The organism is Enterococcus sp. DIV0691 (assembly GCF_051711145.1).
Classification (GTDB): Bacteria; Bacillota; Bacilli; order Lactobacillales; family Enterococcaceae; genus Enterococcus_B; species Enterococcus_B hirae.
Genome location: NZ_JBIOLY010000001.1, coordinates 1 through 12973, shown reverse-complemented (window position 1 = coordinate 12973; position 12973 = coordinate 1). Strand labels below are relative to the sequence as shown.

Here is a 12973-nt window from a genome sequence, read left to right as displayed (position 1 = left end):
TTACTCCTTATCATATAATTGATTCCTATTTTCTTTGATTGCAGCAAGTAAACGCTGTTTGGTTTCTTCTACTGTGACACCTTCCAATTGGGTCGCTGCATTGGTGAAATGACCGCCGCCGCCAAGAGACTCCATGATCACTTGAACATTGATCGTGCCCGAACTACGAGCACTGATCCCGACTAGCCCGTCCGTTCGTTTCGTGATGACAAAAGCCCCATTGATATTGATCATTGATAAGAGGGTGTCTGCCGTTTTCGCAGCGATCACACTATTATATTCCTTTTCATCTGTCCCAGCTGCTACGACAATATCTGAAGTTACATATTCGCTCTGTGCAATCAAATGGCTGATTTCCAAATAGGTTGCTAAATCTGAACTCAATAAATATTGTACTAGGGAAGCATCCGCACTACAAGACCTTAAATAACTTGCTACATCAAAAGTTCGTGCCGTTGTGCGTACATTAAAACTGTTCGTATCAACAGTCATGCCTGCCAATAACAACGTCGCTTCAAAACGATCTAAGCGATTCGTGCGATTGCTTTGATACTGAATTAGTTCTGTCACTAACTCTGAAGCAGAAGAAGCAGAAGATTCGATATACGTCAACAGCGGCTTACTTGGGAACTCCTCCCCACGTCGATGATGATCAATAATAACGATCTTATCAAATTGCTCATATAGGCTCTGAGAGATCGATAGCGAGGGTTTGTGGTAATCTACCATAACTAGCAGGTCTTCTTCTTTTTTAAGCTCCATCGCTTTTTTGGGCGAAATCAGCTGTGCTTCTAGTTCAGGGTGTTTATGAATTTCCTCTAAACATCGTTCTACGTCTGGAATAATCTCGTTTTCATCAAGTACGATATACGCTTTTTTTTGATTGAAACGAGCTAAGCAACTTACCCCAAATGCTGAACCAATGGCATCCATATCGGGGAATTTATGCCCCATGATAAATACATCGCCAGTTTCAGTAAAAATCTTACGAAGTGCAGTACTCATCGCTCGTGAACGTACACGGGTTCGTTTGACTGACTTAGCTGATTTTCCTCCATAGTAAACAGGTTTTGCTCCCTCACGTAGTTCTTTCACGACAACTTGGTCGCCACCTCGAACTAGAGCAATGTCCAAATTATTTTGGGCTTCTCCCCCAATTTCATCTAACGAATCTTGACCGTAAGCAATCCCCATACTTAGAGTAATTGGCAAATTTTGTCGCTCTGCTTCTGCACGTAAACGATCCAACAGATCAAATTTTTTGTCCATCATTTTTTTCAAATCAATCATTTGTGCGACAAAGAAAAAGCGTTCTGCAGTGATCCGCTTAAAAAAGACATGGTATTCATTCATCCAATCAGACACCATTGTAGTCACAAACGAATTGAGATAAGAAATTTCTTTGTCATCTAACTTATCAATAGCATCTGCATAATTATCAATTGATAAGATACCAATCACTGGTTGGCTGTTGGTTTGATGGAGCTTCAACAATTGATTTTGGGTGATATCGTTGAAATAAACGACCCCCTTTACTGTATCCATTTCAAATTGAAAGGTTCGATCTGCTAAATATACTTGTTTTTTCTTTTTTTCTTTTGCCGAAAAAAAAGCATCTAATAGTTCTTCTTCTGTTAAGCTGCTTTGATCTTTGATTTTTAAGGCGAGTGGGTTCAACCATTCAATTTTTTGGCTTGTTGGTTGGTACGCAATCACTCCTACTGGCATCACTTCGGAGACATAAGCAAGATTGTTCTCAGCCACCGTTGAGGCTTGTTGGATTTTTTCACGATTTTTTATCATTAGCCATCGTTTTAATTTCAACCAATAACGTAAGCCAAAAAGGTTCATCAAAAGCACAACCAAAGCGCTAACAAAACGAAATGGCATAAATAATACAACCAGTACTTCAAGCAATAAAAATAAAAAAATGAAGAGAGGTCTAGGGGTTAAGTTTTCTTTTTCTTTTTCCATCTTCTTCCTCCCATAGTTGATTAGTTTAATTTTACCATAACTTCCCGTATTCAAGCGACTAAACAAATGCTTGATTATTTAACTGAAAATACTTTTCACTGTATTAAAAAAAATGGTAGAATAACTTGTTTTCAACCTTGAAATGACAGTTATCATCTAACCTCAAACCGAAATAAAGCAAATTATTACTACTTTGAATGTTCAAATGAGCAATTTATAAAAGGCAAAGGAGCATTATATGAATAAAATGAACAAATTAAGCTTCCATCATATCGGTAAACCAATCGATCTGGAAGAAATCAAAGATCATCCAGAAACAAAGTATAGTCCTTTATTCGATATGTACTCACTGGATGTGAAAAATTCTTTATCTATGCCAATCGAACTCCATGCCTTTGGTCCCGATTGTCGTCTTGATCCAATCATTCAAAAAGAAGCTCATGTTGCTTTTACAGTCGATAACATTGAGCTAGCATTGAAAGGACAAGAAATCATCATGCCTCTTTATCAACCTTTCGCTGGCTACCGTTGTGCAATGATCTTAGTCAATCAGCAACCGATCGAGTTGATTGAGAGCAGCTTGTCGGAAAGTCAGATTTGGGGAGATGGAATTTTTAAAGATAGTATTCTTTATCCCCAATCCTAAACGAAAATCGTGGATGCTTTTCTCTATGATTCTTCTAAGTATAGATGACACTCTTTTTTTTGATAATAAAACATCTAAACATTCATTCTCAAAAAGTAAAAAACGAGGGAACGGTAGTAAAACCATTTCCTCGTTTCATTATTTCAATTAATCTTCACTTACGAAAGGTAGTAAGCCCATGATACGTGCGCGTTTGATAGCAACAGTAATTTTACGTTGGTTTTTAGCGCCTGTACCTGTTACACGACGTGGCAAGATTTTTCCACGTTCTGAGATAAATCTTTTTAGTAATTCAATATCTTTATAATCGATATATTCAATATGGTTAGCAGCAATATAGTCTACTTTACGACGTTTACGTCCGCCTCTTCTTTGTTGTGCCATTCTATTTCCCTCCTATCAAATTCGTTTAGAATGGTAAATCATCGTCTGAAATGTCGATCGTTGAACTTGAACCAAATGGATCAGAATTGTCACGATCAAAATCAGGCATACCGTTGGATGATTGAGATGTTTGATTATAGTTATTACTTCCGCCAAAATCATTTGTCGATTGACCAGAGCTTTGGTAACCGCCAGTTTGTTGACGATTTTCAGATGCAGCACGACTTTCCAATAATTGGAAGTTTTCAGCAACTACTTCTGTTACGTATACACGTTGTCCTTGCTGATTATCATAAGAACGAGTTTGGATACGTCCAGTAACTCCTAAAAGAGTCCCCTTACGAGCATAGTTTGCTAATGTCTCTGCTGATTTACGCCAAATCACACAATTAATAAAGTCAGCCTCACGATTGCCGTTTTGGCTAGTAAAATTACGATTAACAGCTAAAGTAAACGTTGCTACTGCAGTGCCACTTGATGTATATCGTAAATCCGGATCTTTAGTTAGACGTCCAACTAGTACAACATTATTAATCAAAAGATTCATCTCCTCTCATCGTTGTTCTATTGTTCCACATGAAACAATAAATTATGCTTCTTCTTTCACGATCATGTGACGAATGATATCGTCGTTGATTTTAGCAAGACGGTCAAATTCATTGACAGCAGTTGCAGATGATGGAGAAGACACTTTAACGATGTGATAGATACCTTCACGGTAACCGTTCATTTCATACGCTAAACGGCGTTTTTCCCAATCTTTAGATTCGATAACTTCAGCTCCGTTATCTTTCAAGATTGCATCGAAACGTTCGATTAAAGCAGTTTTTGCTTCTTCATCAATGTTTGGACGAATAATGTACATGATTTCATATTTCGTATTTTCCATTGATTTTCACCTCCCTATGGACTTTCGGCTCTTAGATTCCCAAGAGCAAGGAGAGTTTTCTAATAAATTAGACTACTCACAATCTTTAATTATACACGCATAGAGTGAAAAAAGCAATAAGCTGAAGGGAAAATAGTGTAGAAAGAAGTTTTAATAAAATGCTTTACTAAATGACTGCCGAAAGTTCTCTTTTTGAATCTCTTGAAAAACACGATCTCCTACAATAACAAAGTATAAAAACTACAAGAGCTATTCGTAGGTGGATTCTTTTTTATGTTGCAAAAGAATCCATAAACATAAAACAATAATAAGCCACAACCTCCGACAATCATTGTGTATCGGAGGTTGTGGCTTATTTTTACAAGCTTCCCATCGCTGAGACAAGCCCTGTTTTTTGACTATTCTTCTGTTTTATCTATTGTGGTATCTTCCACGGTCTCTGTTGGTGTCTCAGTTTCTTCTGTGCTTTCTGGCTCGACGGCCGCCATTGTCACAACCTTCGTATCAGCTTCCATTTTGATCAAACGTACGCCAAGTGTAGCACGTCCAGTTTGAGAAACAGTTGAGACATTGAAACGAATAATAACGCCTTTATCTGTGATCAGCATGATATCTTCTGTTCCAACAATCGTGGCTAGTCCAGCTAATGGACCATTTTTTTCAGTGATATTTGCTGTTTTGATCCCTTTACCGCCGCGACCTTTCACTGGATACTCTTTCACTTTCGTTCGTTTACCATAGCCTTTTTCAGTAATGATCAAGACTTCATGATTTTCATTCATCAAGGCAGCACCAATCACATAATCGTCTTCTCTTAAACGAATACCTCGAACTCCTGACGCTGTCCGTCCCATGTCCCGAACAGCTCCTTCCGCAAACGTTACCGAATAACCATCATGTGTACCAATGATAATGTTTGATTGACCATCTGTTAACAACACGTTGACTAATTCATCGTCTTCTTTTAAGCCAATCGCAATCAATCCATTACTGCGGATATTCGCAAAAGCAGTTACGGTGGTCCGTTTCACCGTTCCTTGACGAGTAGTGAAGAAGAGGTAATGTCCTTCTTGAGCTTCACCGGTGACTGCAATAATTGCTTGAATTTTTTCACTTGAATCGATCCCTAACAAGTTAATGATCGGGATTCCTTTCGCAGTTCGACCATATTCTGGAATTTCATATCCTTTGGCACGATAGACTTTCCCGTTATTGGTAAAGAACAGCAAGGTGTCATGTGTCGAACAAGAGACAAGGTTTTTGACGAAGTCATCGTTATGCACGCCCATTCCTTGTACACCACGTCCACCACGACGTTGTGCTCTAAATTCATTGTTCGCTAAACGTTTGATATACCCATTGTTCGTGAGTGTAATAACGATTTCTTCTTCTTCGATCAAGTCTTCATCTTCAAGACTTAAAACTTCACCCACTAGTAATTCTGTACGACGTTTGTCACCAAAACGTTGGTTTAATTCTGCTAACTCTGTTTTGATGATTTCGGTCACACGTTCTGGACGAGCAAGAATATCCGTTAAATCTTCGATCAATCGTAATAATTCTTGGTATTCATTTTCGATTTTCTCACGTTCTAAACCAGTTAGACGACGTAAACGCATATCTAAGATCGCTTGTGCTTGTCGATCAGATAATTCAAAACGATCAATCATCGTTGTTTTTGCTTCATCGTCAGATTTAGACCCACGGATAATTGCAATGATTTCATCAATATGGTCCAATGCGATCCGTAAACCTTCTAAAATGTGAGCTCGTGCTTCTGCCTTTTCTTTTTCAAAAATCGTTCGGCGAGTGATCACTTCACGCTGATGCTCTACATAGTTTTCAAGTATTTGTTTAAGACTCAGTACTTTAGGAACGCCTTTTTCAATGGCCAGCATATTGAAACCAAATGAATTTTGTAATGAAGTCAACTTATACAGGTTATTTAAAATAACCGAAGCACTTGCATCACGGCGGATATCGATAACGATCCGCATTCCTTCACGGGAAGACTCATCACGCAAATCCGTAATTCCTTCAATCCGTTTATCGCGGTGTAATTCAGAGATTCGTTCGATCAATTTTGCTTTATTGACCATATAAGGAAGTTCCGTTACGATAATTCGTTCTTTGCCATTAGGCATCTCCGTGATTTCTACTTTTGCTCGAACAGTTATTGAGCCTTTCCCCGTTTCGTATGCACGGCGAATACCTGATTTACCCATCACGAGACCACCGGTTGGAAAATCGGGACCAGGTAAAACTTCCATCAATTCATTGGTTGTTACTTCTGGATTTTCCATCAATAGATCGATCGCTGCTACTACCTCAGATAAATTATGAGGGGGGATATTCGTCGCCATACCAACTGCGATCCCTGTTGTTCCGTTAACTAGCAGATTAGGAAAGCGTGCTGGAAGTACGACTGGTTCCCTTTCTGTATCGTCATAGTTACTTTGGAAATCTACAGTATTTTTATTGATATCCCGTAGCATCTCCGTGGCAATTTTACTCATACGTGCTTCGGTGTACCGCATCGCAGCTGCTCCATCACCATCGACAGAACCAAAGTTACCATGTCCATCCACTAGCATGTACCGATAACTAAATGGTTGTGCCATCCGTACCATGGATTCATAAATAGCACTGTCTCCATGGGGGTGATACTTACCCATAACATCCCCAACGATTCTGGCAGATTTTTTATGGGCTTTATCTGGGGTCACACCCAATTCGTTCATCCCGTATAAAATACGGCGATGAACAGGTTTTAACCCATCTCGAACATCCGGTAGTGCACGAGCAACAATAACACTCATCGCATAATCGATGAAGGAGTCTTTCATTTCGCTAGTTAGATTGACATCATGGATGTTCTCTCTGATTTCTTCACTCATCTTTTTTCCTCCTTCATGACTAAATATCTAAGTTTTTCACATAATGGGCATTTTCTTCAATGAATGCACGACGAGGTTCCACTCGATCACCCATTAACATTTCAAAAATTTGATCAGCTGCGATAGCATCATCCACACTAACACGAGCCATCATACGATTGCTAGGGTCCATCGTTGTTTCCCATAGTTGATGGTCATCCATTTCACCTAACCCTTTGTATCGTTGAACACTTGGTTTTGGTGTAGCTGGTAGAGAAGCAACTACTTGTTTCAAATCTTCTTCAGCGTTTTTACCGGGTTGTACATACGTGATTTTTTTCCCTTGTTTTACCCCGTATAGCGGCGGTTGTGCAATATAAACATATCCCGCTTCAACAATTGGGCGCATATAACGATAAAACAAGGTTAAGAGCAATGTTCGAATATGGGCACCATCGACATCGGCATCCGTCATAATCACTAATTTGTGGTAACGAGCTTTGGAAACATCGAAGTCTTCACCGAATCCTGTTCCCATAGCGGTAAATAAAGAGCGGATTTCTTCATTGGCTAGAATTTTATCCATACTTGCTTTTTCAACATTTAAGATTTTCCCACGAATCGGTAAAATTGCTTGAAATTCACGATTTCGCCCTTGTTTTGCTGAACCGCCGGCAGAATCTCCTTCGACGATGAACAATTCGCATTTTTCTGGATCATTACTTGAGCAATCCGCCAGTTTACCAGGCAAATTACTGATTTCTAATGCGCCTTTTCTTCTGGTTACTTCACGGGCACGTTTCGCTGCTAGACGTGCTTTAGAAGCCAATAATCCTTTTTCAATGATTTGTCGTCCAACACTTGGATTTTCTAACAAGAATTTCATGAAATGCTCGCTAAACAGACGATCTGTTACTGTCCGAACTTCAGAATTACCTAATTTTGTTTTGGTTTGCCCTTCAAATTGTGGATCTGGGTGTTTGATCGAAATTACTGCGGTCAGTCCTTCCCGCACATCTTCACCAGTTAAGTTATCATCATTTTCTTTCATCAATTTTTGTTTACGTGCATAGTCATTGATCACACGTGTCAACGCTGTCTTGAAGCCAGATTCATGCGTACCACCTTCATAAGTATGGATATTATTTGCAAAACTCATGATGTTGGAGTGGTAACCATCGGTATATTGCATGGAAACTTCTACCGTGATGTCTTGTTGTTCTCCTTCTAAATAAACTGGCTCTGGAAAAATGACCGTTTTATTTGCATTCAAATATTCCACATAGCTCTTGATCCCACCGTCATAATGGTACTCTTTTACTACTGGAGATTCTTCTCTCTTATCTTCAATCGAGATCTTCATTCCCCGGTTCAAGAATGCTAATTCGCGGATACGGGTCGCTAGCTTATTAAAATCAAAAACTGTTGTTTCCGTAAAGATTTCTGGATCTGGTATAAAATGAACAGTTGTCCCGTTTCGATCGGTTTGTTCAATAATCTTCAGATCATCGACAACAGCACCACGACGATATTCCTGATAGTACACATTTCCATCTTTGTAGACTTTTACATCAAGCTGAGTGGAGAGCGCATTTACAACCGAAGAACCTACCCCGTGAAGACCACCAGATACTTTATAACCGCCTCCGCCGAATTTCCCACCAGCATGGAGTACCGTAAACACCGTTTCTACCGCTGGACGACCAGTTTTGGCTTGGATATCAACGGGGATACCTCGGCCATCATCGATGACAGTAATACTGTTATCTTTTTCAATTATTACTTGGATTTTCGTCGCAAATCCTGCTAGGACTTCATCGATAGAGTTATCAACGATTTCCCATACTAAGTGATGTAATCCTTCCGAACTTGTGGAGCCGATATACATACCAGGACGTTTTCGAACGGCTTCAAGTCCTTCAAGAACTTGGATCTGACTGGCATCATATTCTTTTGCACGTTCTACTAAACTTTTTTCATCTGTCATTTAGCCTTCTTCTCCTTTTATTTCCCCTTGCTGAACATAAAAAATCTCTGGTTCAACAGTCATTTTGTTTTTTACATGATCAAGTGTCGTTGTTGTTAAGAAAGTCTGTACCTTTCCTTCAATCGTTTCTAGTAAATGTAGTTGGCGATTATCATCTAGCTCACTCATTACATCATCAAGTAAAAGAATTGGATACTCCCCAGTTTCTTCTTTGATCAAATCAATTTCAGCCAACTTAACACTTAAAGCAGTGGTCCGCTGCTGTCCTTGAGAACCATACGTTTGCACGTTTTTTTGATTGACGAAAAAAGAAAGATCATCACGATGTGGTCCAATTGTCGTTGTTCCGCGAAACATATCTTTCTTTTTGTTTTGATTCAACAATTCTAAAAATTGTGTTTGGATCTCTTCTTGTGTTTGTGTACTTAAAGAAGAAAACGAGGTGACATATTCAATCTCTAATTGCTCTTTTTGATGGGTGATTTGTTGGTGCAATGTATTTGCCCAAAATTCCAGTCGTCGAACAAACTGTGCACGTGCTTTCAATACTTTACTTCCAAATTCAGCTAACTGTTCAGATAAAATATCTAAATAAAGTAAATCTGTTTGTTTTTTTTCATTCAGTTGTTTCAAATATTGATTTCTTTGTTTTAGGATACCTTGATATTGAACCAAATCGTAAAGATAGATCGGATTGATCTGTCCTAACTCCATATCAAGAAATTTTCGCCTGATCTGCGGACTACCCTTTACTAATGAAAGGTCTTCAGGTGCAAATAAAATGACATTTAATTGACCAACATAGCTACTTAATTTTTTTTGTTCGATATGATTGATCTTTGTTTTGCGTCCCTTTTTTGAAAGAAGGATCTCCAAAGGAATCTTAGAGGTTCCTTTTGTCACTTCGCCCTGGATCAGTGCTTGCTCGCCTTGCCATCCGATCAATTCTTGCTCACTGCTGGTACGGTGACTTCTCGTCATAGCCAAAACATAAATACTTTCCAAAAGATTCGTCTTACCTTGGGCATTTTCTCCTAAAAAAATGACAAGGTTTTTAGTAAACGTAATCTTTAATTCCTGATAGTTTCGATAATTTTTTAGATATAGCTTATTCAGCCTCATTATCGTTTATTCCTTTTTTTACCATAAAAAAAGTTCCCACTTCTGGAACTTCAACCATCATGCCGGGATAAAGTTTTCGTCCACGACGATTCTCTGGTTCGCCGTCTACCAAGACAGTGTTTTCAGCTAAATACCATTTTGCTTGTCCACCACTGCTAATTACTGTGACTTCTTTTAGCATTTGACCCAACGTCATAAATTCTGTTTTTAGAATGACTTGTTGTTTCAATGTTCATCCCTCATTTTCATTAATAAATGTATACTCTATTATACCTTTTTTTAGGCAATAAAACAAATTTATCCATATATTTTTCCATATAAGACGATTTAAGCGAAAAAAGGTGTTTTAAACAAAAATAAACAAAAAGCCTTAAAAGTGATTTTATGGCTTTTTGTTTATTTTTTGTTTTTTTCATTACTTTTTCAAAATGATATACAGATTAGTTCGTACGTACTGGTGTGATTAACTGGATAAATTGAACACCATCTTCTGTTGGTTCTAATGTAAACGGACGAATAGAAGAAATAAATTTCACTTTGATACTCATATCACCAAACGCACGTAACGCAGCTTTCATGTAATCAGGGTTAAAGGAAATATCCAAAGGATCCCCACTACTTGCCACATAATTCAGACTTTCTTCTACTTTTCCGATTTCAGGTGAGTTTCCATATAGAATCACCGCATCTGATTGGATGGATAAACGAACGATATTATTACGTCCTTCATGAGAAAGTAATGAGGCACGTTCAATCGCTGCAAGGAAACTTGGAACAGAAAATTCTACTTCTGTGTTGAAGCTTGAAGGAATCAACCGATTCGTATCGGGGTAGTTTCCTTCCAACAGACGGGAATAAAAATACATGTTTTCTGTTTTAAAGAGTACTTGGTTTTCCATGATACTGATCTCAACGATTTCTTCTTCATTTGTCAATGAACGAGATAATTCAGTCAGACTTTTACCAGGAATCACGATATCAAAATGATCAGCTGCTTGTTCAACTGGAATCACTCGTTGGCTTAGACGGTGGGAATCAGTTGCGACAGCCAAAAGAGAATTTCCTTCTAAAATAAAATGGACCCCTGTTAGAATTGGACGACTTTCATGTTGTGAGACAGCGAATACTGTTTCATTGATCAATTTCGTTAAGACATGTACCGGTAATTTCATTTGATTATGGCTTTCAACGACAGGTAAATGAGGGTAATTATCTGCATCTAACCCATTTACTAAGAAGTTGGCTTTTCCTGAAGTAATGGCTACTTGTTTATTCTCTAAGACTTCAAGAGTAAAGGTGTCTTCTGGTAAGCGACGGATAATTTCACTAAAGAAACGAGCTTGTAACACAATTGCTCCAGTTGATTCAATTTGCATTTGGGCTTTTTCATTTTCAACAGATAAAAAAGTTTCAATAGAAATATCTGCATTACTCCCAGTTAGCGTTAATCCTTCTTGAGTCAAAGTAATTTTGACTCCAGTCAAGATTGGAATAGTGGTTTTACTTGAAATAGCACGTTGAACAGTTTGCAATTCTTGCATAAAACTTGCTCGATTTAAAGTTACTTTCATGTTGTGTCTCCTTTAAGCGTTTATTTATTATTAGTTAATATATAAATAATAAAAGTATTAGGTACTGTTGATTCTGTGGAAAACTAAAAAAATGCAAGAAATAAAAGAAAAAACAGCTGTGGAAAATCTGTGTATAACTTTTAGGCTTTTTTTGATTTTATCCACAAAGCGTTTTTTCGTTTTTCAAAGTTAATTTAATAAGAAATTTTTGATTTCGGATACTTCATTTTGCATGCTGACACTTGATTCCATTAATTGCTGGATTTTTTCGTGAGCATGAATCACTGTTGTATGGTCTTTCCCACCAAATTCAGCACCAATTTTTGGTAAAGAGCTATCCGTTAGCTCTCTTGCTAAGTACATAGCGATTTGTCTCGGTACAACGATTGATTTGACACGTTTTTTTCCTTTTAGGTCTTTTAACTGAATATGATAATATTTCGCGACTTCTTCTTGGATCTGTAAGATAGATAATTGTGGATGACCTTTACCAGATTTTAGTGTTTTCAGTGCATCTGCAGCTAAACTAGTTGAGATATCTTCACTATTCATCGCAGCAAATGCTTGAACGCGAACGAGTGCTCCTTCTAATTCACGGATGTTTGAATCAATTTGTCCGGCAATGTAACTCAAGGTATCATCGGGTATTTCCAAACGTTCGGCTGCTGCTTTTTTACGTAAAATCGCAGTTCTCGTTTCTAAATCGGGTGGTGTGATATCAACTGACAATCCCCACGCAAAACGTGAAACCAAACGTTCTTGTAATTTTGGAATCTCATTTGGTAAACGATCACTCGTCAATACAATTTGTTTTCCTTCATTGTAGAGTGCATTGAAAGTATGGAAAAATTCTTCCTGTGTTGCTTCTTTTTCAGCAAAGAATTGAATATCATCGACCAGCAAAAGATCGACGTTTCGGTATTCTTGGCGAAATTCCTCTGCAGTTTTATTTTGGATCGAGTTAATAAAGTCATTGGCAAATGTTTCACTACTAACGTATTTGACCTTTGCATCAGGCTCGCTTAACAACATTTGATGTCCGATAGCATGCATCAAATGGGTTTTACCAAGGCCGACACCACCATAAAAGAACAAAGGATTATAAATGGAACCAGGGTCTTCTGCAACGACTAAAGCTGCCGCATGAGCCATTTGGTTTCCTTTACCGATAACGAAGGTATCAAATGTATATTTTGGGTTCAACATCGCCTTCTTTATTGGATTTGCAACAGGTATTTTAGGACTTTTGATTTCTTCGACGACTTCTTGCTCCACCTCTTCACCAGTTACAAACCTTGGAATGATCTCTTTTCCAGTTAGCATGTAACCAACTTCAACAATTTTGGTTGTTAGATTCTTTTCCCAATATTCTTTATGAATTTTACTTGGTACTTCGACGACTAATTGACTCTGATCCAATGAACGTGGATGAGCGGTTTCGATCCAAGTATTATAGCTCGCAGGTGAGAGATCCTTTTGATAAGTTGTTTTTAATTCGTTCCATAAAGCATCGAGGGATACCAT

General features: G+C 38.1%; 11 protein-coding genes. 1 reads left to right on the top strand and 10 read right to left on the bottom strand.

The genetic code is table 11. From position 1 onward, the window contains the following. Positions 1-1974: a DHH family phosphoesterase gene (locus IGJ11_RS00055; RefSeq protein WP_034697669.1), complete on the bottom strand. Its 1974-nt coding sequence runs from the start codon at positions 1972-1974 to the stop codon at positions 1-3. A gap of 238 nt (positions 1975-2212) precedes the next feature. Here IGJ11_RS00055 and IGJ11_RS00050 point away from each other — a divergent pair, with 238 nt between their 5' ends. Beyond that, on the top strand, positions 2213-2620 hold the full coding sequence (locus IGJ11_RS00050; RefSeq protein WP_010736777.1) for a hypothetical protein: 408 nt from the start codon (positions 2213-2215) through the stop codon (positions 2618-2620). A gap of 147 nt (positions 2621-2767) precedes the next feature. Here the strand turns inward: IGJ11_RS00050 and rpsR are convergent, their stop codons facing one another. The 9 genes from rpsR to dnaA all read right to left on the bottom strand — a co-directional run. Further along, entirely contained in the window at positions 2768-3004 is a 237-nt protein-coding gene (rpsR, locus tag IGJ11_RS00045; RefSeq protein ID WP_002288370.1) for a 30S ribosomal protein S18, read from the bottom strand. Positions 3005-3029: 25 nt separating this feature from the next. Further along, the gene (ssb, locus tag IGJ11_RS00040; RefSeq protein WP_010720497.1) at positions 3030-3542 is read right to left on the bottom strand and encodes a single-stranded DNA-binding protein; all 513 of its coding nucleotides are present in this window, start codon (positions 3540-3542) and stop codon (positions 3030-3032) included. A gap of 51 nt (positions 3543-3593) precedes the next feature. Further along, on the bottom strand, positions 3594-3893 hold the full coding sequence (rpsF, locus tag IGJ11_RS00035; RefSeq protein ID WP_010720498.1) for a 30S ribosomal protein S6: 300 nt from the start codon (positions 3891-3893) through the stop codon (positions 3594-3596). A gap of 398 nt (positions 3894-4291) precedes the next feature. Continuing rightward, on the bottom strand, positions 4292-6790 hold the full coding sequence (gene gyrA, locus IGJ11_RS00030; protein ID WP_010720499.1) for a DNA gyrase subunit A: 2499 nt from the start codon (positions 6788-6790) through the stop codon (positions 4292-4294). Between the two features lie 19 nt (positions 6791-6809). After that, positions 6810-8756, bottom strand: coding sequence for a DNA topoisomerase (ATP-hydrolyzing) subunit B (gyrB, locus tag IGJ11_RS00025; protein WP_010736776.1), 1947 nt, complete (start codon positions 8754-8756; stop codon positions 6810-6812). Then, complete coding sequence (gene recF, locus IGJ11_RS00020; protein ID WP_034697664.1) at positions 8757-9878, bottom strand: DNA replication/repair protein RecF; 1122 nt, start codon at positions 9876-9878, stop codon at positions 8757-8759. Beyond that, positions 9865-10107 (bottom strand): S4 domain-containing protein YaaA, encoded by a 243-nt coding sequence (gene yaaA / locus IGJ11_RS00015; protein ID WP_010720502.1) that lies wholly within the window; start codon positions 10105-10107, stop codon positions 9865-9867. Before yaaA ends, recF begins: the two co-directional genes overlap by 14 nt. A 211-nt stretch (positions 10108-10318) precedes the next feature. Beyond that, positions 10319-11449: a DNA polymerase III subunit beta gene (gene dnaN / locus IGJ11_RS00010; RefSeq protein WP_010720503.1), complete on the bottom strand. Its 1131-nt coding sequence runs from the start codon at positions 11447-11449 to the stop codon at positions 10319-10321. A gap of 189 nt (positions 11450-11638) precedes the next feature. Beyond that, positions 11639-12973: chromosomal replication initiator protein DnaA (gene dnaA, locus IGJ11_RS00005; RefSeq protein ID WP_010720504.1), on the bottom strand; the 1335-nt coding region annotated here is incomplete at its 5' end.

Excerpts from the sequence above, each read along its gene's own strand:
- IGJ11_RS00055 (WP_034697669.1), bottom strand. The coding sequence starts at position 1,974 with ATGGAAAAAGAAAAAGAAAACTTAACCCCTAGACCTCTCTTCATTTTT.
- IGJ11_RS00050 (WP_010736777.1), top strand. The coding sequence starts at position 2,213 with ATGAATAAAATGAACAAATTAAGCTTCCATCATATCGGTAAACCAATC.
- rpsR (WP_002288370.1), bottom strand. The coding sequence starts at position 3,004 with ATGGCACAACAAAGAAGAGGCGGACGTAAACGTCGTAAAGTAGACTAT.
- rpsF (WP_010720498.1), bottom strand. The coding sequence starts at position 3,893 with ATGGAAAATACGAAATATGAAATCATGTACATTATTCGTCCAAACATT.
- gyrA (WP_010720499.1), bottom strand. The coding sequence starts at position 6,790 with ATGAGTGAAGAAATCAGAGAGAACATCCATGATGTCAATCTAACTAGC.
- gyrB (WP_010736776.1), bottom strand. The coding sequence starts at position 8,756 with ATGACAGATGAAAAAAGTTTAGTAGAACGTGCAAAAGAATATGATGCC.
- recF (WP_034697664.1), bottom strand. The coding sequence starts at position 9,878 with ATGAGGCTGAATAAGCTATATCTAAAAAATTATCGAAACTATCAGGAA.
- dnaN (WP_010720503.1), bottom strand. The coding sequence starts at position 11,449 with ATGAAAGTAACTTTAAATCGAGCAAGTTTTATGCAAGAATTGCAAACT.